The sequence below is a fragment of the Mesorhizobium sp. M0145 genome, assembly GCF_040322355.1.
Taxonomy (GTDB): domain Bacteria; phylum Pseudomonadota; class Alphaproteobacteria; order Rhizobiales; family Rhizobiaceae; genus Mesorhizobium.
The window spans coordinates 221,431-241,786 of sequence record NZ_JAMYTK010000005.1 but is presented as its reverse complement, the minus strand read 5'-3'; the positions used below and the strand labels follow the sequence as shown (position 1 = coordinate 241,786).

Here is a 20,356-nt window from a genome sequence, read left to right as displayed (position 1 = left end):
CGATTTTCGCTTACCGTGCGGCATGTCTGGTTTTGCCCGTGCAAGACATCTCGTCTCGGGTGCCGCCGCGCTGGCGTCGGTGCTATGGCTGACTGCAAACTCCCGCGCCGCCGAGCCGGTCGACGTCGAACTGGTGCTGGCAGTCGACGTTTCGCTGTCCATGTCGCCGGACGAGCTCGAAATCCAGCGTCATGGCTATGCGGCGGCGCTGACGCATGACGATGTCCTGCAGGCAATCGGCGAAGGCGCTCATGGCAAGATTGCCGTCACCTATGTCGAATGGGCTGGCGCGACCTGGCAGCAGGTCGTCGTGCCGTGGACGGTGATCGCCAATCGTGCCGACGCCGAGCGGCTGGCAGCGCAGCTTTCCGCTCATCCGCCGGCCAGTGCCAGGCGCACCTCGATCTCCGGCGCGCTGGAATTCGCCAGCGATCTCTTTGCTGAAAGCGGCTTCCAGGGCGTCAAGCGGGTGATCGACATTTCGGGTGACGGCCCCAACAACCAGGGCGCACCTGTCGATATCACCCGCGACGCCGTGATCAAGCAAGGCATCACCGTCAACGGCCTGCCGCTGATGACCAGGGGCGGGTTCAGCAGCGCTTACGATGTCAACAATCTCGACCGCTACTACAGCGACTGCGTCATCGGCGGGCCGGGATCCTTCATGATCCCGGTCAATGACTGGACGCAGTTTCCGGAGGCCATCCGCCGCAAGCTGGTGCTGGAGCTTGCCGGTCCGGCCTCGCCGCAGCGAGCGGCGGAAGAGGCGGCGCATCCGCCATTGGTGCTGGCACAGGACATCCCCGTCACCGACTGCCTGGTCGGTGAAAAAATGTGGCGCGACCGCAGCTGGATGTACAACAGCCGCTGATGGCGGAGTTTGCTGTCGATGGTGACATACCGCAGTGCAGCATCTGCTTCATTGACAAGCCTGCGGGCGTCTGTGACACAATTCCCCATCCGAACACATAAAAGGGGAACCGACATGAACAGGATCGGAATTCTTGCCGCAAGCTTGACGCTTGCCGTCGGATTGTCCGCGCCGGCGATGGCCGCCACATCGGTCAGCATCGGCATCAGTGGATGGACCGGCTTTGCGCCGCTGACGCTCGCCAAGCAGGCCGGCATCTTCGAAAAGCACGGCCTCGACGTCACCTTGAAGAAGGTGCCGCAAGCCAGCCGGCCGCTCGCCATCGCCAGCGGCGACCTGCAATGCGCCGCCACCACGGTCGAGACCTGGCTGGTCTGGAACGCCAATGGCGTGACGACCAAGCAGATATTCCAGCTCGACAAATCCTACGGCGCCGACGGCATCGTCGCCCGCAACGACATCAAGACCGTCGCCGATCTCAAAGGTAAGTCGGTCGCGTCTTCGGCGCCGGGCACCTCGCCCTATTTCATGCTGGCCTGGGTGCTCAACAAGAACGGCATGTCGACCAAGGACGTGACGGTCGTCAACCTGGAGCCGGATGCGGCGGCGCAGGCGTTTCTCGCCGGCCAGAACGATGCGGCGGTCACCTATGAGCCGTTCATCTCGGCGGTGCGCGAAAAGTCCGACCAGGGCCATATCCTTGTGACCACTCTCGACTATCCGATGGTGCTCGATACGGTCGGCTGCACGCCGGAGTTCCTCAAGGCCAATCCGGATGCGGGCAAGGCGCTTGCCGACAGCTATTTCGAGGCACTCGACCTGATCAAGAGCGATCCGGCGAAATCCTATGAGACGATGGGTGCCGACGTGAAGCAGTCGGCCAAGGAATTCGAAGAATCGGCCAAATACCTGAAATGGGCCGACAAGGCTGAAAACAAGCAGTTCTTCACCAAGGAATTCCAGGACTTTTCCAAGACCGCCGGCGAGCTTCTGCTGCAGATGGGTTTGATCAAGGAAGCGCCTGACGTCTCGACATTGGCCGACACCAGCGCCGTCGCCGACTAACCGGCAGGATTGTCGCCCGGCGGCGGCGCGTGCGCCGCCGCTTTTTCATTCAGATCAGAGGACGGTCGAAGATGCCGCGCCCCTTGCATCCGGTCTCGCCGGGCATTCGAACCGTGCTCGGCATTTCGTTCTTCGTGCTGTTCGTGGCGTTCTGGGCGTGGATCACGCTTGGCGGCCACGTCAATCGCATTTTCCTTGCCGATCCGCTGTCGATGGTGAGAGACGGTTGGCGGCTGCTGGTCGAGGACCGCTTCTGGCTCGACATCCTTATCACCATCTGGCGCGTCTTCGGCGGGTTCCTGATGGCGGCCATCGTTGCCGTGCCGCTCGGCATCGTGATGGGTGCCTGGAAGCCCGTGGAGGCGTTCCTGGAGCCGTTCGTCTCCTTCGCCCGCTATCTGCCGGCATCGGCCTTCATCCCGCTGCTCATCCTGTGGGCGGGCGTTGGCGAGCTCGAAAAACTGCTGGTGATCTTCGTCGGCTCGGTGTTCCAGATCATCCTGATCATCGCGGTCAAGGTCGGCGGCACACGGCGCGACCTGGTCGAGGCGGCCTACACGCTTGGCTCGTCCGACAACGGCATCGTGCGGCGCGTGATCATGCCGGCCAATGCGCCGGAGATTGCCGAGACCCTGCGGCTGGTGCTCGGCTGGGCCTGGACCTATGTCATCGTCGCCGAGCTGATCGGCTCGTCGTCGGGCATCGGCTACATGATCATCAACAGCCAGTCGCGGCTGGCGACAGGGCAGATCATCTTCGGCATCATCGTCATCGGCCTGATCGGGCTGTTGTCCGATTTCGCATTCAAGGCGCTCAACCGTTGGCTGTTTCCATGGAGCCTGGCGTGAGCAAGCTGCTCATCGAAGGCGTCTCGCGCACCTTCGCCGGTGTCGGCGGTGGGCAGCCGGTCAAGGCGCTGATGCCGATCGATCTGGCGGTTGCCGCCAACGACTTCATCACCATCCTGGGGCCATCCGGCTGTGGAAAGTCGACGCTGCTCAGGATCGTCGCCGGCCTCGAAGCGCCGAGTGGGGGACGTGTTCTGCTCGACGGCAGGGTGGTGGACCGGCCCGGTCCAGACCGCGGCATGGTTTTCCAGTCCTATACGCTGTTTCCGTGGCTGACGGTTGCCGAGAACATCGCCTTCGGCCTGCGCGAACGTGGAATGGCCGAGCACGAGCGCAGCGAAATCGTCGCTTCTTACGTCGATCTCGTCGGGCTGAGAGGTTTTGAAAACCATTGGCCGAAGCAGCTTTCCGGCGGCATGCAGCAGCGCACCGCGATTGCCCGGGCACTGGCCAACGATCCGGAGATTCTGTTGCTCGACGAGCCGTTCGGCGCACTCGACAACCAGACCCGCGGGCTGATGCAGGAACTGCTTCTCGGCATCTGGGAGCGGCGGCAAAAAACGGTGCTGTTCGTCACCCACGACATCGAGGAGGCGATCTTCATGGCGTCGCGCGTGGTCGTGATGACGGCACGGCCGGGCCGCATCAAATCGGACGTTGCCGTCGACCTGCCGCATCCGCGCCACTACACGCTGAAGACCAGCCCGGAGTTTTCGGCACTGAAGGCGCGGCTGACGGAAGATATCCGCGTCGAGGCGATGCGCACGGCGCAGATATAGTCGGGTCAGCAAGGCGCCTGAACGGCTCAGAGACTTCGTAAGTCCTTGATAAGCACGTAAAGATGCAGCGGGTCCGTCGGCGATTGCGCGAATCCGTAGCGCTCGTAAAACGTGCGGGCGCCGTCGTTCTTGGCGTGGACGACGACCGCGCGGATACCTGCAATATCCGCCGCCTGCAAACTGCGCAGGACGGCATCGCGCAACAGTCCGCCGCCGACGCCTTTGCCTTGCCAGTCCAGACTGACCGCAAGACGCGCCAGCAGCATTACAGGCACCGGATGGCGTGCGAGACCTTTCGTCAATCGCTCGGGCGCACCCTCATATTTAACTTCACCAACGACCAGGGTATAAAAGCCGATCACATCTTCGCCAGAGAGACCAATGTAGGTCTGCGAAGCATTGGCTTGCTGGTTTTGGAATGCATAGCGTACGAGAAAGCGATTGAGCGGTTCTTCACCGCAGTCGAACATGTCCACCAAATGCGTGCGGGCCAGTTTCTCGATCTGGAATTCGCTCACGCTGGATCGCGACCGGAAAAGATGCTTGGTTCGTTCAATAGGTGCTTGAGGCGGGGGAGATCACGCGTTGGCGCGTCGAGCGCTGCCATGAACGCGACCCATTTTTCGGCGTCGAGATGGAAGCTGCGCCGGTCGGCTAATGTTTCTTCGGCTCGCGCAAGCGCGCTTTCAAGCACGAAATCGCTGAGCGAACGGCGTTCAGTCGCGGCGGCGGTTGCGAGTGTACGCTTTGCCTGGGGGGTAAGGCGCAAGTCCAGTTTTTCCGATCTGGTGGTTCTGGTCATTGGTACCTCTCGATTGAAGGATACCACGCCAGACAATGTCATGACAATGCGGCCGCGCCCGCGAAACGTGCTGGATCAAGCCGCTAGAAGCTGCTTGCGGTCGACGCGTTCCTGTTGCGGCGAGCGGGCGTACAACTCGCGATAGCATTTGGAGAAATGCGAGGCGGAAACAAAGCCGCAGGCGACCGCCACTTCGACCACCGGCAACGACGACTGGATCAGCAGGTGCCGGGCGCGGTCGAGGCGGATCTCCAGATAGTAACGGGCAGGGGAGCGCCCCATCTCGGTGCGGAACAGGCGCTCAATCTGCCGGCGCGACAGGTCGACATGGTCAGCGACCTCGATCAGCGAGAGCGGCTCGGAGAGATTGGCTTCCATCAGCTCGATAATGGTCAGAACCTTGGAATTCTGCACGCCAAGGCGGGCGCGCAGCGGCAGGCGCTGGCGGTCGGTCGGGCTGCGCACGCGATCAGTCAGCACCTGCTCGCAGACGCGGTTGACGAGGCTTTCGTCGAAATCGTCGCCGATCAGCTTCAGCATCATGTCGAGCGCGGCGGTGCCGCCGGCGCAGGTGTAGATGTTCTGGTCGATCTCGAAGAGGTCGGCGAAGACATTGGCCTTGGGGAACGCCTCGGAAAAGCCCGGCAGGTTCTCCCAATGGATGGCGCAGCGCTTGTTGGACAGCAGGCCTGCGGCGGCCAGGATATGCGCGCCGGTGCACAGGCCGCCGACGGCAACGCCGCGATTGTACTCCTCGCGCAACCAGGCAAAGGCCGATTTGTTCTGGTAGCGCTCGACATTGATGCCGCTGCAGACGATGGCCATGTTCGGCCGGTCCGGTCCGGACATTTTCTTGCGCTCTTCCTCCAGCGAGGTGTTGACGGCGCATTCGACGCCGTTCGAGGCGCGCACCGGCTTGCCGTCGATGCTGGCGAGCCGCCAGCGATAGGCTTCATAGCCGAGCATGCGGTTGGCCGAACGCAACGGATCGAGCGCCGTCGCGAAGGCGATCATGGTGAAATCGGGGACCAGGAAGAATACGAACGATCGCCGAATCGGGTGCTTTACGACGTTCACGGGTAGATCCTCACGCTGCAATGGCGCGAACAGGATGTCGCGATTAGCATAGCGACATCAGGAAAGACGTTTCCTGTCAATTGGCTAGATGGCAACGGAGCGACTTTATTTGCGACACGGGTCGCAAATGGGCAATCGCTATGCGGCGAAGGACGCGACATGCCGCCGGATCGAGCAAACGAGCCTACGCAGTCTGCGCACACGAAAACGCCGCGTCGGCAAAACCGAAGCGGCGCTGGATCGATTTCGAAGCAGCGCTAGGCTGCTTCCGCCGGGATTGCCGCGTCTCAGGCGACGAAGCCGAGGCGCGCGGCAGCCATGGCACCGGTCTGGCCAGGCATGGTGTTGGCCAGGCGCTGGCGCTCGAGCGCGGTCGTCAGGTTCATTTCGCGACGGGCAAAGAGGCGGGCAAAAAGCTTCATGATCATCTCCATTCGGTTGCTCAGACGGGTCGCCTTCGCTTGATGGAGTGGGGCAGCTCGTTTGTTGATGATGATATAGGCTTACGTGAGGGGAAACTAAATCGCAAAAGCGAAGCACTTGATATGAAAAGCGACACGGAATGCGACAAATTTGGGCATTCTGCCCAGGATTTTCGATTATTTACAATGTGTTGATTGCCAGTGCGGGCTGCTATGCGACTTGCTCATATGCGGCATGCGACGGCGACATGGCTCGGGAAAATCATTGGAGTACAAACAAAAAGGCCTGCCGGGCTGATCTGCGCGGCAGGCCTTCAGCTGTTGATACACACGGTTTACTTTGCTCCAGCCCAGGATCCCACACCATGGCGAGTGCCGGCCTTGGCATCGGCAGCTTCGGGCCAGCCGATATCCTTCTGCAGTTCAATCGGCAGCGCGCGAATGGCGCGTTCCGTCTGGTAGCGGGCACGGGCCTCGCTGAACTCGGTCGCGATCCGACCGATGGATGACAGGATAGACATCTCATTCTCCTTCGCGTTGGGCCGGGTTGTCCCGGCGCTTGCAGCGTCAGGCGGTACACCGGGTTTGTTTCAGCTTCATTTCGTGTCGATTGCAGGTCCGTGTCATGGTTGTTTCGGGACCACTTCGATGCGTCCTGCCTTCGATGGAGTTGACTATCCTCCCAAACTGATGTTCAATCAAACGAAATGGAATGATGGTTTGCATCAGAAAAATTGAAGGTCACTTGCCATGAACGCCCCACTCAATCATCCGCTGCCGCTGCTCGATCTCGATGTTTTGCGCACTTTCGTCGCAATCGCCGAGACCGGCAGCTTCACCACTGCGGCCAATGCGGTCTTCCGCACGCCGTCGGCCGTCTCCATGCAGATCAAGAAGCTGGAGGACATTCTCGGCCGCTCGGTGTTCGCGCGCGACGCCCGTTCGGTGACGCTGACCACCGATGGCGAGATGCTGCTCGGCTATGCGCGCCGGCTGCTGTCGATCAATCGCGAGGTGGTGTCGAAGTTCATCATTCCAGACATTGTCGGGGTGGTGCGGCTCGGCTCGCCGGACGATTACGGCGAACGTGTGCTGCCGCATGTGCTGAAGCGGTTCGCACAGTCGCATCCATCGATCGCGGTCGACGTCACCATCGACCAGAGCGTCAATCTGCGCCGGCGCATGGACGACCGGGCGCTCGACATCACGCTGCTCACCAACTCCTACAAGACCAGCGCGATTGGCGCCGAAGTGCTGCTCACCGAGCCGATCGTCTGGGCCGGTGCCAAGGGCGGTTGCGCGCATCTGCGTGAGCCGCTGCCGGTCTCATTGTGGGAAGAGGGGTGTGCCTGGCGGGCAGGGGCATTGGAGGCGCTTGGCCGCGAGGGCCGCAACTACCGTATCGCCTATATGAGCGCACACACGGCCGGCCAGCGCGCCGCGATCATGGCGGATCTTGCAGTCGCGCCGCTGCCGAAATCGTTCCTCGGCAGCGACATGGTCGAGCTGTGCCCGAAGGACGGCATGCCTGACATCGGCACCTACAATCTGGCCATGGTGGTGACGCCGGACGCTAGCGCGCCGGTGAAGGCAGTCGCCGATCATATCCGCGCGACGTTTGAGATGTTCAGGGAAACTGGGAAGTTCTGACCCAAACTACGACCTGAGCGGCGCAACCAGATCGCGAGGGGTTCCGTCGCGGTCTGTCCTCTGCAGCGACAACTCTCCTGCCTTGGCATGGTAACTGTCAGTTTCGTTGGTCAAGAAGGCCACTATACTGTCCCGCGCGCGTCGCGCCTCCGGCATGTCGATCAACGGCCAGACATGGAACATGCCTTGCTCGTGGACGATCTCAATTTCGACGCCGGCCGCGCGCGCCTTTTCCGCGAAGATCAGATTGTCGGGGGTGAGCAGATCGCGTGAACCGGTCAGCAGCAGCGTTTTGGGCAGCACCGACAGGTCGCCGTAAACCGGGCTGATCCGCCAGTCGGTGGGATCTATGCCGGCGCTGTAAAGTCGGATCGCCTCGCGGCCGCCGGCAATGCCCAGCCACGGATCGTTGCGTTCGGCCTCATACATTTCTGGGTTGGCGAGCGACACGTCGAGACCGGGCGAAATCAGCACGTGGCGTGATGGCAAGGGCAGGCCATTTTGCGCAGCCATCATCGTCAGCACGACGGCCATGTTTCCGCCGGCGGAATCGCCCATGAAGATGATGTCGTTCGCGCTGGTTTCGCCGAACATCAGGCGGTAGACAGCGCCGACCATACCAAACATGGCGTGGAAATCGTGTTCGGGAGCAATGGGATAGATCGGCACAGTGATACCGAACCCGAGACGGTCGGCCATGTCGGCGATCAGCCGCCAATGATAGGGGGTGATTTCGAAGACGTAAGCGCCGCCGTGCAGGTAGAGAATCCGCTTCCGCTCGCCAGCCTTGGGCGCGATCTCGTAGACGGGAAAGCCGTTGATCGTGCGGGTTGTGATCTCCAGGCGTGACCGCAGCGACGCAGGCGGCTGATGGTTTTCCGTCTTGCGCGCATAGGCGATCCAGCGCTGCAGGTTCTCGGGGCTGGAAAACGCCTTCTTGCGGCTGTACCTGAGGACGAACGACACGACGTGGCTTTTGAGACTGGGCATGCAGATACACGGACTTCGGCTGAGCCGATTAAGAGAACCCCCGACTATTTCGAAGATTGTGTCGCCACCAAAAAAGTCAAGATTGATGCAATCTCAACACGGTCGTTTGATCCCAGCTGTCGACAAAGCGTCCGGCCATGAAGTCTCTGGCCTACCGGCGCAGCTCAACGCCGCGGCAGCAACGCGGCGCGCAGCCAATTGCTGGGTGCAGCCGGAGCCGCATTGCGGCTCCGGCGAATACCGAGCAGCTTGCATTTGTCGATGAATTTCATCCGCGCTGCATGCCCCATCCGACCGAAAGCTGCCTTTCGCTCGAACGCGGCGACACCGGCCAGCCAATGTCCTTTTGGATCTCAGGCGGCAAGCTGTTGAGGATGCGCAGCGACTTGCGCGCTTCGCGTGTTTTCTTGAAGGCCGCACCATAGCGGCCGAGGCTTTCGAACATCGACATCTTGATCTCCTTGGAGCGTTGCGGTGGCCGAAAACTGTTTCCGCCTGCCGTTCGATGTCGGTTAAATGCTCCGCCTATGTATCTGGCGGATTTCACGAAAACGCAATTTCGTTTCCAGATCGGCGCGACCTGGAAACATTTGCATACAAATGAAAAATGGAAGGTCTGACGGCCTATCGGAGGCGAGTCATCCCCGCCCGCGCCGCGCGGCGTGGCCTTCGCGCGAACGCCGCCGCGGGGCAGCGTCGCCGGCAATGCCGTCTTCGCTCACCGTCTTGCGCGGCGGCAGTTTCACCGCCGCCGACAGCTTGGGAAACGGGTCGATCTTGTTCGGGAGCGCCATGGCATAAACGAAATGTTCCTGGAATTTCGGCTCCAGCGCCGTCTCGATCTTCTCGATCTTGCTAACGGTTTCCTCGATCTCGCGGCGATAGCCACGGTTCAACAGCGCCATGCGGGCGCCGGCGCCGGCCGCATTGCCAACGGCCGAGACCTTGTCGAGGTCGCAATCCGGAATCAGGCCCAGCACCATTGCGTATTTCGGGTCGATGAACGAGCCGAATGCGCCGGCGAAGTGGATGCGGTCGACATGATCGGTGTGCTGCTTTTCCATCAAAAGCTTGGTGCCGGCATAAAGGGCGGCCTTGGCAAGCTGGATAGCGCGCACATCAGTCTGGGTGATGGTGATCTTGGGCTCGCCTTCCTTCAGCACATACGAGAAGGTGCGGCCATTGGCGACGACGCGAGGCGAGTGGCCGCTCAGCGATCCATCGACGACGCCGTCCTCGGAGATGATGCCGGCGAGATACATCTCGGCGACCACCTCGATGATGCCGGAGCCGCAAATACCGGTGACGCCGGTCGCCTGCACGCTGTCGAGGAAGCCCGGCTCGTCGGACCAGAGTTCCGAGCCGATGACGCGGTATTTCGGTTCCAGCGTTTCAGGATCGATGCGGACGCGCTCGATGGCACCCGGTGCGGCGCGCTGGCCACCGGAGATTTCCGCACCTTCGAAGGCCGGGCCAGTTGGCGATGAGGCCGCCACGACCCGGTGGCGATTGCCGAGCACGATCTCGGCATTGGTGCCGACATCGACGATCAGCATCATCTCGTCCTGGCGGTGCGGCCCTTCCGACAGCGTCACTGCGGCAGCGTCCGCGCCGACATGGCCGGCAATGCAAGGAAGCATATAGAGCCTGGCGCCCTGGTTGAGCTTCAAACCGATATCCGATGCCTTGATGTGCACGGCGCCGGAGACGGCTAGCGCGAAGGGGGCGCCGCCGAGCTCGGTCGGATCGATGCCGAGGAACAGATGGTGCATGATCGGATTGCCGACGAACACGGAATCCAGGATGTCGTTGCGTTGGACGTTGCCTTCGGTGCAGACTTTGTCCACAAGCCCCGAAATGGCCTCGCGCACGGCGACCGTCATACCTTCACGGCCGTCCGGGTTCATCATCACGTACGAGACACGGCTCATCAGATCCTCGCCGAAGCGGATCTGCGGATTGGATGTGCCCGACGAGGCGGCGACGCGGCCCGACAGCAACGACACCAGATGCATGGCGATCGTGGTCGAGCCGATATCGCAGGCAAGTCCGTACGCCTCGTTCTTGAGGCCGGGCCACAAAGCGATGACCCGTGCGGTCTCGCTGTCGGTGTCCTTGTGGATGGCGGCGGTCGCGGTCCAGTTGCCTTTGCGCAAAATACCTTGCACCTGCGGCAACAGATGGAAGTCGAAATCGAGGCTCTTGAGGCCCCAGTCCTTCATCAGCGCGATCTTCAGACGGTCGAGGTCGCCGAGCGGCTTGTGCATGTCGGGTTCTTCGATCTCGACATAGCACATGCGGATTGCCGCATCGCGGGCGATGACCCTGGTGTCGGCGTCCTTGCGGATGGTCTGCGCGTTGATGACGGTGTCCTGCGGCACGTCGACGACGAGATCGCCGAGAATCTGCGCCGAGCAGGACAGCCGGCGGCGCTCGGGCAGGCCGCGTACGCGCTCGTAGCGCTCTTCCTTGGCGCCCTTGGGCGAGAGGTGATCGTTGGAGGAAACGATCTTGTGCTTGGCGAAATTGCCTTCCTGCACCTCGATCTGGCAACGCCCGCAAGTGGCACGCCCGCCGCACACGCTCTCGACATAGACACCGAGCTGGCGCGCGGCATCCAGAACCGGCGTGCCGACCGGAAACCGCCCGCGCTTGCCCGACGGCATGAACAGCACGAGCGGATCGGTGATGTTGACGGGAGAGTTCATACGTTCCAGACTTTACTTTCTACGCAGCTCGGGTCTTGGCCACGGCAGCGATGCCGCTGTGTCTCGGTTCCTCCCCAGTCCTAGGCCCCATATCGTGTCGGCCAAGACCTGGCTCAACCCCGCGCCATACGCGCTTCGCGGCCGCCGCGCCTGCGTCCGCCATTGCCATTGCCATCGCCCGGCGCGTTGACCTGCGTCCGGGCGGCAACGGCCTGGCCGCCTTCAGCAGGCTTGTAGTCCTTGTAGGTCCTGATCCAGTTGGTGCAGTTCTCGTCGGTGCCGTTCAGCACGTTGGCGCCGCGCACCGCTTCCATTTCCTGCGGCCGCACCGGGTTCATGATCGCCGAGGTCATGCCGGCGCCGATCACCATCGGGATGAAGGCGGCGTTGATGCCATGACGGTGCGGCAGGCCGAACGAGATGTTGGAGAGGCCGCAGGTGGTGTTGACCTTGAGCTCCTCGCGCAGCCGGCGTAGCAGGGCAAATACCTGGCGGCCGGCATCGCCCAGCGCGCCGATCGGCATGACCAGCGGGTCGACGACCACATCATGCGCCGGAATGCCGAAGTCGGCACAGCGCTGAACGATCTTCTTGGCGACGGCGAAGCGCACATCGGGGTCCATCGAAATACCGGTCTCGTCGTTGGAAATGGCGACGACGGGAACGTTGTATTTCTTGATCAACGGCAGGATGGCTTCGAGCTTTTCCTCCTCGCCGGTGACGGAATTGACCAGCGGCCGGCCCTTGGCGACCTTCAGCGCCGCTTCGATTGCCGCAGTCACGGAGGAGTCGATCGACAACGGCAGGTCGACCAGGCCTTGCACGATCTCCAGCGTCTGCACCAGCAGCGCCGGCTCGGTGGCGTTGGGATCGACTGCAGTGACGCCGGCATTGACGTCGAGCATGGTCGCCCCACAGGCGGCCTGCTCCAGCGCATCCTTGATGACGGTCTCAAAATTGCCGGCGATCATTTCGGCGGCCAGTTTCTTACGGCCGGTCGGGTTGATGCGCTCGCCGATCACGCAGAAGGGCTGATCGAAGCCGATGATGATTTCTCGTGTCGCCGAGGCGACGATGGTCCGGGTCATGAAATCTCTCCATCGTGATATAAAGAGTTCTTTATATCGTTATCTGTTTCTGATCAAGCGAATGCTGACGATTCGCGCTGTCAATGCGCGGTCTTGACCATGTCGACCTGGGTTTCAGTGAGGTCGTCATGCAGTATGTGGTCGAGCCGGTCGGCAACGAGCTGGTCGTCGCGGCGGATTTCGCGTTTCCACGGCCGGCGACCCTTCAGCACGCCGGATTCGTCGACGATCTCGGCGACGTATTCTTCCTGGCGGTAGGCCATCACATGGACGCCGGATACACCGGGAATTTCCTTCACCTCATTGATGATGTCGATGCAGAGCTGCTTGCCTTCCTTCTTCTGATCCTGGGCGCCTTCCAGGCGCTTGACGATCTGATCGGGAATGTGAATGCCCGGTACGTTGGAGCGGATCCATTTGGCCGTCTTGGCCGAGGCCAGCGGCCCGACGCCGCACAGGATGAAACATTTCTCGGTATAGCCGAGATCGCGGACCTTCTGCATGTAGGTGCGGAACATCGGTACGTCGAAGCAGTACTGGCTCTGCACGAACTGTGCCCCGGCGGCGATCTTCTTGCCCAGCCGATAGGGCCGGAAATCGATCGGCGGCGCGAACGGGTTGATGGCCGCGCCAAGGAAAAGCTGCGGCGGCGTCGTGAGTTTTCGGCCGGACAGGAATTTGCCGTTATCGCGCATAACGCGGCAGGTTTCGAGCAGCGACATGCAGTCGAGATCGAACACCGGCTTGGCGCCGGGCTGGTCGCCGGCCTGCACGCCGTCGCCGGTCAGGCACAGCATGTTGGCGACGCCCATCGCAGCACCCCCAAGCACGTCGCCCTGGATGGCGATGCGGTTCCGGTCGCGGCAGGCGATCTGCATGATCGGGGCATAGCCCATGCGGGTCAGCAGCGCGCAGATGCCGACCGACGACATGTGGCAGTTGGCGCCGGAAGCGTCGACGGCATTGATGGCGTCGACCCAACCGTCGAAAATCCTGGCGCGGTTGTAGACGTCTTCCGGATCGGCGCTGTCAGGCGGATTGAGCTCGGTCGTCACTGCGAACTCGCCGCGCCTGAGGACGCGTTCCAGCCGGCCACGCGAGGTGTGGCCGGGCAGGGGATCGAGCGGCAAATGGATGCCGGCCGGATTCTCGTCTGGCTGACGGCCGATCATGCCGACGCTCCGGTCTTCGTAGTATTCCGGGCCGCATTGCGGGCGGCCGCGGCCTGCGCGGTGACCCGCAGCCACGCGGAGGTTTCGCGCAAGGACTGATCCACCGGCTTCTGCACTTCCAAAATCTTGTCGCCATGCACCATGTTCCGCGAACCTTCCCAGGCTTTGACCCAGACGCAAGGCATGTCAGGCTCGACCTCGCAATTGCCGTTGGCGCGGACACCGCCGCAAGGGCCGTTGCGCAATTGCTTGGGGCAGTTCATTGGGCACGACATGCCGGTCGAGGAAAGGATGCACTGGCCGCACATGCGGCAGTCGAACATGAAACCCTTGACGCGCTTTTCGACGAATTTCACAGGCCCTTCGACACGGCTGTAGCCGATGCCCTTCCACAGCGGATGGAGGAGCAGGAACATGTCGGCGAATTTGCCATAGAACCATTCGAGCAGCCGCGAATGCCGCACAGACCAAAGGCGCACCGCGAAAGAGCGCTGCACACGCCGCTGTGGCGACACGTCGGCCGGCTTGTAGTCGGATTTCGGCGCCGCCTTCTTGACGATGGTCGCCTGGGTCACGCCGGCTTGAGCCGTCGTCGCCGGCATTGATTGGGGATCAGACATTTTCTTTGCCCCCCGCCTTGACCAGAGCGACCAGCCGCTCACGGTCGTATTTCGCATCAAGTTCCTGAAGAGCCTTCTCGGCCTCGGCTTCAAGATCGTCACTGACCGGGAGGGGTTCTGCCTTGCGCCATTCGGCAAGATAGTCGTCGGTGCCGCCAGCGCCGGTGCGCATGGCGCACATGTCGATCGCCTCGGTGAAGCGCAGCGGCAGTTCGCGCTTGGCGTTCTGCCGGCCCTTCTTGACGATGACCTGGGCGGGGATGTCGCGCCAGTAGACGACGATCAGATCGGCCATAATTTCCTGCTCCTGCAGAGCGCCGTGCGTCCAATCGGACGCACAAACGATGCTCTACCATTTAACTCCGCTGCATCGTGCTCTCCGAAGATCGATTCCGATCTTTTGGCCAATGCAGTGGTTTCGAGCATTGCCGGAAGCGCTGTTGGGCTGCTTGTTATGGGACGACGCGGGGGCCTTCAAAAGCGACGCAATCGACGGCCGCGGTTGAAAGCGGAGTTTCTTCCAGCACTGGTCAGCCGGCGCGGCCATCGTAGCTGCCGACCAGCTTCCTGTGGAAGCGCACGTAACCTCGTTCGGTCGTGCGTAAATGCTCCGCGACGATGTCATGGAAGCGCGGCAGGCGGTGGAAGGGAACGGCCGGATAGGAATGGTGCTCGGAATGGTACGGCATGTTCCAAGCCACGAAGCGCACCAGCCTTGTGGTGAAGGTGGTGCGGGTGTTCTCGAGCATGTTGGCGACATGCGGGCACAACGCGTGCTCGGCCAGCAGGTAGGCACGCAAAAACGGCTGTCCGACCAGCACCGGCAAGATCCAGACCCACAACAGCAGCGCCGACTGCGCGGCGAGCGATGCGGCCAGCAATGCCGCATGGCCGATCAGGAACAGCCGTGCTTCGGCAACCACCTTGCCGCGGCCCTTTTCCGGCACAAAGCCGTCGCGGTTGCGGCCCGCCGCATTGGTTGCGATCACACGGCCCATGGCGATCCAATAGGGGCCGCCTGACAGATAGCGCAGATATTGGCTGATGGTCTCCGGCTTCGGGGCCATCAGTTCGGGGTCGTTGTCCGGGTCGTGCGTATGGCGGTGATGGGCGAAATGGAAATAGCGGAACCATTCCGGCGGCAGCAGGATCAGGAAGCCGGCCACGGCGGCAACAGCGCGATTGAGCCACGCCGTCCTGAACGCCGTTTCATGGATGGTCTCGTGCAACAGCGTGAAGAAGAAGACGATCAGGATTCCCTGCGGCAAGACGAGCAGCGGCCAGAACGGGATGCGGGCGGCGATCAGCGCGCCTAGCAGGATAACCAGCCCGGCATGGACCGCCAGCCGGACAATGCCTGGCCGGTCAACCCTGGCGGTGAGGTCGCGACGGTCCTCGACCGAAAGGCCGGCAATGATGGTGCGGTGGTCGATGTCGCTCATGATGCAATGTTAGTGGCGGGTGGCTGTCCGGTAAATCGGCGCGTCACCAGACGCCGTTCCTTATCCCCGTCCAGAGATAAAACCATACCGTCGGATGATACCATTGTTTCGAAGGCAGGCCGGGATCCACCGTGCCGACCTTGCCGGCCAGCGCATCCCTGACCGCTTCGACGCAGATGTCGCGCGAGAAGGCCGCCTGCCGCAACGCGTAGCTTGAAATTGTGTCGCCCGGCTGCGGTTTGCCACGCGTCTGCCGCAGCACGCCGCCAGTGTCGACGCCGGCGTCGACCAGATGTACGGTGGTGCCGAAGTTCTCCGCATCGCCTGAAGCCAGCGCCCAGTAGCCGCCGTTCATGCCGCGATATTTCGGGGCGATGCCGGCGTGGTAGTTGAGGACCGGGCAAGGGATTTTCGCCAGCGTCTGCCGCGACAGCAAGCGGCAGCCGGCGAGCAGCACCACACCCGGCTGGATTTCCGCGATCGCCTGCAGGCACTCCGGCGCGTTGGCCGACGAGACATAAATGATCTTTTGCCCAGGCTTCGGTTCGGTTTGCAGCTTCTGCCCGGCGGCAAGCCGTGCTGCGTGGCCGGCGAAGAAGCGCTTGCCGAGGCGCGTCAGCACCATCGTGCCGAGTTGACCGATGGCCGAGGTCCAGCCTTGCCGCCGCGCCCGCGCGAGAAGCAATTGCTTTTTGGATTCAGGAGCTTCGAGGATGACGCTGACCGGGCCGAGTTGATCGGCGACGGCGTTGACGATCGCCCAGATATGCGGGCCGCCTTCGGTGACGACGACGATCGGCCGTTGGTTTGTTTTCGACAGTGCCATGCTCTGCGACCCCCCCCCCGCAAAGAACCTGTTCTTTGCGCGCGAATGCTAGGCTGACCGGGTTAACCCCTGGTGATCGGGGCTCAGCGCTTGAATTCGAGGATATCGAGCTTCGATTCGTAATAGGGCGCCGGGAACTCGATGCGCCATTCACTGGCGCTGTTGCGGAAGGCATAGCCGACCTGATCGCTTTCCGGGCCGCTGCCGTAGGGCTTTGCCGGATCGTCGTTGACGTGGAAGGAACCGAGATAGATCGCGCGTTTCTCGCCATCGTCGAAGAAGCGGCCCTTGGTGCGCTGCGAGCCGGTGATCTTTTCCAGTCTCCAGCCGGAGCCGTCGTCACTCACCTTGCATTTGAACCAGCCATAGATGACGAGCGGGCTCAATCCGCCGGCCTTGATGGTGCGGCATTGCCATTTGCCGGTCAGGTCCCTGTCAGAGAAGGGAACCAGCGGCTTTGCCAGCAAAGCGTCGAGCTGCTTGACCTCGGCGGGATCGCCGGCCTTCGCCTCGTCAAGCGCTGCCTTGCGCGTCTCGCCATATTTGTTGAGCCGCGCCTTGTCGGCAGCCGTTATCAGCTTCTGCACCTCGCCATCGGCCAACGCGGGCATGGTCAAGCAGAGGACAGTTGCTGCGGCAAACATGAGGCGAGCGATCATCGGTGGCGTTTCCCTTTTGTTGGCTGTTTTCTTGTCTGGCGCATACCTTAATGTTTCGCCGCGTTCTGTCATCCGTGCCTGAGCATCGACAGCAGAAACGAGGTGCAAAAGAATGCGGATCTTGCTGACGGGATCGTCCGGTTGGCTGGGCAGCGCCTTGGCGCCGCGCCTGCGGGCTCTTGGTCATGACGTCACCGGCCTCGATCCCGTCCCATCCTCGGAAACGCGAATCGTCGGCTCAGTCGCCGATCGCGACCTGGTCATGAGGGCGGTCGAGGAGAACCGCATCGAGGCCATCATCCATAGCGGCGCGCTGCACAAGCCTGACATCGAACGTCATCGCAACGAGGATTTCGTCGAGACGAATGTGCGCGGCACGCTCAACCTGCTCGATGCGGCAGCAGCTTTTGGCGTTCAGCGCTTCGTGTTTACGTCGACGACATCGCTGATGATTTCCGAGTCCATACGCACCGGCTTCACCGGCGGGGCGCGCAAGGCGGCATGGCTGACGGAAGACATGTCGCCTGAACCGCGCAACATCTATGGCGTCACCAAGCTTTCAGCCGAACAGCTCTGCCGGCTCTATCATTTGCAGTTCGGCCTGCCGGTGATCGTGTTGCGCACCGCCCGGTTTTTTCCCGAGGCGGACGACATGGCGCACGTGATCGAACAGTCGGATGCCAACACCAAGGCCAATGAGCTGTTGTTCCGCCGGCTGACGGTGGAGGACGCAGCCGACGCCCACATCGCTGCCCTGGAGAAAGCGCCGCAATTGGGCTTCGACACTTTCATCATCTCGGCACCGACGCCTTTCCAGCCCGAAGATTGCGCGGCCTTGATCGCCGACGCGCCGTCGGTCGTCGCGCGCTATTTTCCGGATTATCCGGCACTCTACACGAAGAAAGGCTGGACGATGTTTTCGTCGATCGACCGGGTCTACGATGCGTCGCGGGCGAGGAAGCGGCTGGGTTTCGTCTGCAAGACGAGCTTTGCCGATGTGCTTGCCGCCCTGGCGATCGAATAGAAGCGCGGCTATCATCGCAAAACGTTTGCGCGGGGAGGTGCATGTTGGGGGTGACGATCCATTTTGAGGGACAGCTGCGCGAAGACGAGCACTACGCTGTGCTATTGCGGGAAGTGGAGGCGTTTGCTGTCACTCGAGGCTGGCCGTTTCGGAAAATAGACGAAGCCGAAATGGTTCTCCATCGGGTCGTTGATGAACGCAGCGTGGACTATCTCGGCCCGGTTATAGGAATAGAGCTTCTGCCGCATCCCAAGTCGGAGCCCCTTCGGTTCGAGTTCGACAGGCACCTCTTCATGCAGCAATTTTGTAAGACCCAGTTTGCCGGGTCGGACGCGCATATCGAAATCATCGAGCTGCTCCGCAAAGTTGCTCCTCTTTTCGACAAGCTCGATGTCTTTGATGAAGGCGAGTACTGGGAACTGGGCGACTCCTCAATTCTGCAAGTCAACCTCGACACCGTCGAAGCCCTGATTGCAGAGGCGTTGCGCAAGGATCCAACTGCAAGGGGACCGATCCGGTTAGAAAACGGCCGCGTTGTCGATTTCGTGTCGGATCCGCAACCGGCGAGCAAATAATCCGAAGCGGGGCGTCTAACGGACGTCCTCCGGATGTGAGGCCACCCGCTTAAGTTCGCCCGTCAGGTCACCATAGCCGGTCGAGCGCCGCTCATAAGCGAGGCCGAGCATTTTCGCCGCCTTTTCGGCGACCTTGTCGAGTTCCGGGTCGTCGGTCTGGGCGATATAGATCAGCTTCTCGTAATTGCCGAAATAGTCCTTGATCAGCTCCGGGTGCTTGTCCAGACCGAGCGGCTTCATGAAGAAGGCATCGAATTGCCGGCAGAGGAAATCGGTCATGTAGAACGACATCATGTCGTCATCGGCGACCTTCGCATAGGCATCCATGCCCTGGTAGAAGGCAAAGCAATGCGGCCCGGCCATACGCTCGACGCCGTGCTTCTCGCAGATCCGGTCGAGCAGGCCACCCGTGCCGCAATCGGCATAGCCGACGAATATGTGTCTGTAGCCGTCGGTCTTGGCCTTCTCGATAGCCTTGTCCATGGCCGGCGCGATGCGGTCCGGATAGAAATGGAACTCCGCCGGCAAGCAGGTCAGGTCGAGATGGTCGAGCCCGAGCTGCTCCTTGACCGCCAAAACTTCGCGCGCAATCATCCCGCAGGCGATGACGAGCAGCCTGTCGCCTTGATCGGATTGTTGTTTTCGCGCGGTAGTCATGGAACCAGTCTAATCCATCTTCGTTGCTGTCCAGCGAATTTATATCCTGAGGGAGACACCATTCATGAAATTGTTCCGCGTCGCGCCAATCGCTATTCTCGCCTGCGCCTTGGCTGTTTCGGCCTGCGCCAACACGGTGCGCGGCGTCGGTAAGGATATCAAATCCACTGCGAAGGCTGTTGACGATACCGTCAAGAAACCCTGATCCGCACGGCTCTAAATATTTGGGAATAAAAAAGCCGCACTGCAAGGCGCGGCTTTTCTCGTCGGTGCCGGACTTATTGGCTCAGGCCGAAGCGCGGACGTTGTGCTTGCGCTTCATGAAGTCCTTGGCGGTCTCGACCGCCACCGCGGCGTCGCGGCAATAGGCGTCGGCGCCGACGGCTTTGCCGAATTCCTCGTTGAGCGGTGCGCCGCCGACCAGCACGACATAGTCATCGCGAATGCCCTTTTCCTTCATCGTATCGATGACGACTTTCATGTAGGGCATGGTCGTCGTCAGCAGCGCCGACATGCCGATGATGTCGGGCTGGTGCTTTTCGATGGCATCGAGATATTTTTCGACCGCATTGTTGATGCCGAGGTCAATGACATCGAAGCCGGCGCCTTCCATCATCATGCCGACCAGATTCTTGCCGATGTCATGGATGTCGCCCTTGACGGTGCCGATCACCATCTTACCCTGCTTCGGCGCGCCGGTGGCGACAAGCAGCGGACGCAGGATGAACATGCCGGCCTTCATCGCGTTGGCCGACAGCAGCACTTCGGGAACGAACAGGATGCCGTCGCGGAAGTCCTCGCCGACGATGCGCATGCCCTCGACCAGAGCCTCGGTTAACACCTTGTAAGGCGCCCAGCCGCGCTCGAGAAGGATATTGGTGCCTTCCTCGATTTCTTCCTTCAACCCGTCATAAAGATCGTCGTGCATCTGCTGCACCAACTCGTCGTCGGAGAGTTCCGAAAGGATGATCTCGTCGTCGGCCATTTTTTCTCAGGCTCCTTGCCGGCTACAACTGTTGCGGCAGCTTAAAAATATCGCGTCAATACCTAACCCGCACGGGCCGGTTGTCCATAGCTGATT

Annotated in this window: 25 protein-coding genes; 8 read left to right on the top strand and 17 right to left on the bottom strand. The window is 61.5% G+C overall.

Annotated features, from left to right (window positions below; all coding sequences use genetic code 11):
- The first annotated feature begins 22 nt into the window (after positions 1–22).
- From NKJ28_RS11800 to NKJ28_RS11785, 4 genes are all read left to right on the top strand, one after another.
- Entirely contained in the window at positions 23–871 is an 849-nt protein-coding gene (locus NKJ28_RS11800; RefSeq protein WP_023676529.1) for a DUF1194 domain-containing protein, read from the top strand.
- Positions 872–985: 114 nt separating this feature from the next.
- Entirely contained in the window at positions 986–1,936 is a 951-nt protein-coding gene (locus tag NKJ28_RS11795; RefSeq protein ID WP_352452114.1) for an ABC transporter substrate-binding protein, read from the top strand.
- Between the two features lie 71 nt (positions 1,937–2,007).
- On the top strand, positions 2,008–2,784 hold the full coding sequence (locus NKJ28_RS11790) for an ABC transporter permease (RefSeq protein WP_023676527.1): 777 nt from the start codon (positions 2,008–2,010) through the stop codon (positions 2,782–2,784).
- Positions 2,781–3,563: an ABC transporter ATP-binding protein gene (locus NKJ28_RS11785; RefSeq protein WP_352452112.1), complete on the top strand. Its 783-nt coding sequence runs from the start codon at positions 2,781–2,783 to the stop codon at positions 3,561–3,563. Before NKJ28_RS11790 ends, NKJ28_RS11785 begins: the two co-directional genes overlap by 4 nt.
- A 26-nt stretch (positions 3,564–3,589) precedes the next feature.
- Here the strand turns inward: NKJ28_RS11785 and NKJ28_RS11780 are convergent, their stop codons facing one another.
- The 5 genes from NKJ28_RS11780 to NKJ28_RS11760 all read right to left on the bottom strand — a co-directional run bounded on the left by NKJ28_RS11780 (position 3,590) and on the right by NKJ28_RS11760 (position 6,385).
- Entirely contained in the window at positions 3,590–4,081 is a 492-nt protein-coding gene (locus tag NKJ28_RS11780; RefSeq protein WP_352635640.1) for a GNAT family N-acetyltransferase, read from the bottom strand.
- A complete protein-coding gene (locus tag NKJ28_RS11775; protein ID WP_023676524.1) occupies positions 4,078–4,365 on the bottom strand; it encodes a type II toxin-antitoxin system TacA family antitoxin in 288 nt (95 codons plus the stop codon). The genes NKJ28_RS11780 and NKJ28_RS11775 overlap by 4 nt, the downstream gene beginning before the upstream one ends.
- Before the next feature lie 75 nt (positions 4,366–4,440).
- On the bottom strand, positions 4,441–5,379 hold the full coding sequence (locus tag NKJ28_RS11770) for a GlxA family transcriptional regulator (RefSeq protein ID WP_348625928.1): 939 nt from the start codon (positions 5,377–5,379) through the stop codon (positions 4,441–4,443).
- Positions 5,380–5,729: 350 nt separating this feature from the next.
- Positions 5,730–5,864 (bottom strand): hypothetical protein, encoded by a 135-nt coding sequence (locus NKJ28_RS11765; protein WP_013894968.1) that lies wholly within the window; start codon positions 5,862–5,864, stop codon positions 5,730–5,732.
- Between the two features lie 335 nt (positions 5,865–6,199).
- The gene (locus NKJ28_RS11760) at positions 6,200–6,385 is read right to left on the bottom strand and encodes a hypothetical protein (RefSeq protein WP_352452109.1); all 186 of its coding nucleotides are present in this window, start codon (positions 6,383–6,385) and stop codon (positions 6,200–6,202) included.
- A gap of 229 nt (positions 6,386–6,614) precedes the next feature.
- On the opposite strand from NKJ28_RS11760, the gene NKJ28_RS11755 reads away from it, so the two are divergent.
- Entirely contained in the window at positions 6,615–7,514 is a 900-nt protein-coding gene (locus tag NKJ28_RS11755; RefSeq protein ID WP_023676521.1) for a LysR substrate-binding domain-containing protein, read from the top strand.
- A gap of 6 nt (positions 7,515–7,520) precedes the next feature.
- Here the strand turns inward: NKJ28_RS11755 and NKJ28_RS11750 are convergent, their stop codons facing one another.
- The 10 genes from NKJ28_RS11750 to NKJ28_RS11705 all read right to left on the bottom strand — a co-directional run bounded on the left by NKJ28_RS11750 (position 7,521) and on the right by NKJ28_RS11705 (position 17,019).
- On the bottom strand, positions 7,521–8,504 hold the full coding sequence (locus NKJ28_RS11750) for an alpha/beta hydrolase (RefSeq protein WP_352635637.1): 984 nt from the start codon (positions 8,502–8,504) through the stop codon (positions 7,521–7,523).
- Between the two features lie 268 nt (positions 8,505–8,772).
- A complete protein-coding gene (locus tag NKJ28_RS11745; RefSeq protein ID WP_023676518.1) occupies positions 8,773–8,955 on the bottom strand; it encodes a hypothetical protein in 183 nt (60 codons plus the stop codon).
- A gap of 187 nt (positions 8,956–9,142) precedes the next feature.
- Positions 9,143–11,212 carry an ASKHA domain-containing protein gene (locus tag NKJ28_RS11740; RefSeq protein WP_352452107.1) on the bottom strand — a complete coding sequence of 690 codons (2,070 nt, stop codon included), beginning with the start codon at positions 11,210–11,212 and terminating at the stop codon, positions 9,143–9,145.
- Between the two features lie 113 nt (positions 11,213–11,325).
- On the bottom strand, positions 11,326–12,300 hold the full coding sequence (locus NKJ28_RS11735) for a methyltetrahydrofolate cobalamin methyltransferase (protein WP_023676516.1): 975 nt from the start codon (positions 12,298–12,300) through the stop codon (positions 11,326–11,328).
- 80 nt (positions 12,301–12,380) lie between these two features.
- Complete coding sequence (locus NKJ28_RS11730) at positions 12,381–13,472, bottom strand: methylenetetrahydrofolate reductase (protein WP_023676515.1); 1,092 nt, start codon at positions 13,470–13,472, stop codon at positions 12,381–12,383.
- On the bottom strand, positions 13,469–14,092 hold the full coding sequence (locus NKJ28_RS11725; protein WP_352454616.1) for a methylenetetrahydrofolate reductase C-terminal domain-containing protein: 624 nt from the start codon (positions 14,090–14,092) through the stop codon (positions 13,469–13,471). Before NKJ28_RS11725 ends, NKJ28_RS11730 begins: the two co-directional genes overlap by 4 nt.
- Complete coding sequence (locus NKJ28_RS11720; RefSeq protein ID WP_352452105.1) at positions 14,085–14,387, bottom strand: virulence factor; 303 nt, start codon at positions 14,385–14,387, stop codon at positions 14,085–14,087. Before NKJ28_RS11720 ends, NKJ28_RS11725 begins: the two co-directional genes overlap by 8 nt.
- 235 nt (positions 14,388–14,622) lie before the next feature.
- Positions 14,623–15,534 (bottom strand): fatty acid desaturase, encoded by a 912-nt coding sequence (locus NKJ28_RS11715; protein ID WP_352587653.1) that lies wholly within the window; start codon positions 15,532–15,534, stop codon positions 14,623–14,625.
- Between the two features lie 43 nt (positions 15,535–15,577).
- Positions 15,578–16,360 carry a formyl transferase gene (locus tag NKJ28_RS11710; RefSeq protein WP_352587656.1) on the bottom strand — a complete coding sequence of 261 codons (783 nt, stop codon included), beginning with the start codon at positions 16,358–16,360 and terminating at the stop codon, positions 15,578–15,580.
- An 83-nt stretch (positions 16,361–16,443) separates the two neighbouring features.
- The gene (locus NKJ28_RS11705; RefSeq protein ID WP_023676510.1) at positions 16,444–17,019 is read right to left on the bottom strand and encodes a DUF4893 domain-containing protein; all 576 of its coding nucleotides are present in this window, start codon (positions 17,017–17,019) and stop codon (positions 16,444–16,446) included.
- Between the two features lie 112 nt (positions 17,020–17,131).
- Here NKJ28_RS11705 and NKJ28_RS11700 point away from each other — a divergent pair, with 112 nt between their 5' ends.
- Positions 17,132–18,043, top strand: a complete 912-nt coding sequence (locus tag NKJ28_RS11700) for an NAD-dependent epimerase/dehydratase family protein (protein WP_031211725.1) — start codon at positions 17,132–17,134, stop codon at positions 18,041–18,043.
- 44 nt (positions 18,044–18,087) lie between these two features.
- Positions 18,088–18,618 (top strand): hypothetical protein, encoded by a 531-nt coding sequence (locus NKJ28_RS11695; protein WP_156937334.1) that lies wholly within the window; start codon positions 18,088–18,090, stop codon positions 18,616–18,618.
- A gap of 15 nt (positions 18,619–18,633) precedes the next feature.
- Here NKJ28_RS11695 and NKJ28_RS11690 read toward each other — a convergent pair whose 3' ends face one another.
- On the bottom strand, positions 18,634–19,275 hold the full coding sequence (locus NKJ28_RS11690) for a DUF1638 domain-containing protein (RefSeq protein WP_023676508.1): 642 nt from the start codon (positions 19,273–19,275) through the stop codon (positions 18,634–18,636).
- A 64-nt stretch (positions 19,276–19,339) separates the two neighbouring features.
- Here NKJ28_RS11690 and NKJ28_RS11685 point away from each other — a divergent pair, with 64 nt between their 5' ends.
- Positions 19,340–19,480 (top strand): entericidin A/B family lipoprotein, encoded by a 141-nt coding sequence (locus NKJ28_RS11685; RefSeq protein WP_023676507.1) that lies wholly within the window; start codon positions 19,340–19,342, stop codon positions 19,478–19,480.
- 81 nt (positions 19,481–19,561) lie between these two features.
- Here NKJ28_RS11685 and NKJ28_RS11680 read toward each other — a convergent pair whose 3' ends face one another.
- Positions 19,562–20,260: a cobalamin B12-binding domain-containing protein gene (locus NKJ28_RS11680; RefSeq protein WP_023676506.1), complete on the bottom strand. Its 699-nt coding sequence runs from the start codon at positions 20,258–20,260 to the stop codon at positions 19,562–19,564.
- Positions 20,261–20,356 lie beyond the last annotated feature (96 nt).

Excerpts from the sequence above, each read along its gene's own strand:
- NKJ28_RS11800 (WP_023676529.1), top strand. The coding sequence starts at position 23 with ATGTCTGGTTTTGCCCGTGCAAGACATCTCGTCTCGGGTGCCGCCGCG.
- NKJ28_RS11795 (WP_352452114.1), top strand. The coding sequence starts at position 986 with ATGAACAGGATCGGAATTCTTGCCGCAAGCTTGACGCTTGCCGTCGGA.
- NKJ28_RS11790 (WP_023676527.1), top strand. The coding sequence starts at position 2,008 with ATGCCGCGCCCCTTGCATCCGGTCTCGCCGGGCATTCGAACCGTGCTC.
- NKJ28_RS11775 (WP_023676524.1), bottom strand. The coding sequence starts at position 4,365 with ATGACCAGAACCACCAGATCGGAAAAACTGGACTTGCGCCTTACCCCC.
- NKJ28_RS11770 (WP_348625928.1), bottom strand. The coding sequence starts at position 5,379 with ATGATCGCCTTCGCGACGGCGCTCGATCCGTTGCGTTCGGCCAACCGC.
- NKJ28_RS11765 (WP_013894968.1), bottom strand. The coding sequence starts at position 5,864 with ATGAAGCTTTTTGCCCGCCTCTTTGCCCGTCGCGAAATGAACCTGACG.
- NKJ28_RS11760 (WP_352452109.1), bottom strand. The coding sequence starts at position 6,385 with ATGTCTATCCTGTCATCCATCGGTCGGATCGCGACCGAGTTCAGCGAG.
- NKJ28_RS11755 (WP_023676521.1), top strand. The coding sequence starts at position 6,615 with ATGAACGCCCCACTCAATCATCCGCTGCCGCTGCTCGATCTCGATGTT.
- NKJ28_RS11750 (WP_352635637.1), bottom strand. The coding sequence starts at position 8,504 with ATGCCCAGTCTCAAAAGCCACGTCGTGTCGTTCGTCCTCAGGTACAGC.
- NKJ28_RS11745 (WP_023676518.1), bottom strand. The coding sequence starts at position 8,955 with ATGTCGATGTTCGAAAGCCTCGGCCGCTATGGTGCGGCCTTCAAGAAA.
- NKJ28_RS11740 (WP_352452107.1), bottom strand. The coding sequence starts at position 11,212 with ATGAACTCTCCCGTCAACATCACCGATCCGCTCGTGCTGTTCATGCCG.
- NKJ28_RS11735 (WP_023676516.1), bottom strand. The coding sequence starts at position 12,300 with ATGACCCGGACCATCGTCGCCTCGGCGACACGAGAAATCATCATCGGC.
- NKJ28_RS11730 (WP_023676515.1), bottom strand. The coding sequence starts at position 13,472 with ATGATCGGCCGTCAGCCAGACGAGAATCCGGCCGGCATCCATTTGCCG.
- NKJ28_RS11725 (WP_352454616.1), bottom strand. The coding sequence starts at position 14,092 with ATGTCTGATCCCCAATCAATGCCGGCGACGACGGCTCAAGCCGGCGTG.
- NKJ28_RS11720 (WP_352452105.1), bottom strand. The coding sequence starts at position 14,387 with ATGGCCGATCTGATCGTCGTCTACTGGCGCGACATCCCCGCCCAGGTC.
- NKJ28_RS11715 (WP_352587653.1), bottom strand. The coding sequence starts at position 15,534 with ATGAGCGACATCGACCACCGCACCATCATTGCCGGCCTTTCGGTCGAG.
- NKJ28_RS11710 (WP_352587656.1), bottom strand. The coding sequence starts at position 16,360 with ATGGCACTGTCGAAAACAAACCAACGGCCGATCGTCGTCGTCACCGAA.
- NKJ28_RS11705 (WP_023676510.1), bottom strand. The coding sequence starts at position 17,019 with ATGATCGCTCGCCTCATGTTTGCCGCAGCAACTGTCCTCTGCTTGACC.
- NKJ28_RS11700 (WP_031211725.1), top strand. The coding sequence starts at position 17,132 with ATGCGGATCTTGCTGACGGGATCGTCCGGTTGGCTGGGCAGCGCCTTG.
- NKJ28_RS11690 (WP_023676508.1), bottom strand. The coding sequence starts at position 19,275 with ATGACTACCGCGCGAAAACAACAATCCGATCAAGGCGACAGGCTGCTC.
- NKJ28_RS11685 (WP_023676507.1), top strand. The coding sequence starts at position 19,340 with ATGAAATTGTTCCGCGTCGCGCCAATCGCTATTCTCGCCTGCGCCTTG.
- NKJ28_RS11680 (WP_023676506.1), bottom strand. The coding sequence starts at position 20,260 with ATGGCCGACGACGAGATCATCCTTTCGGAACTCTCCGACGACGAGTTG.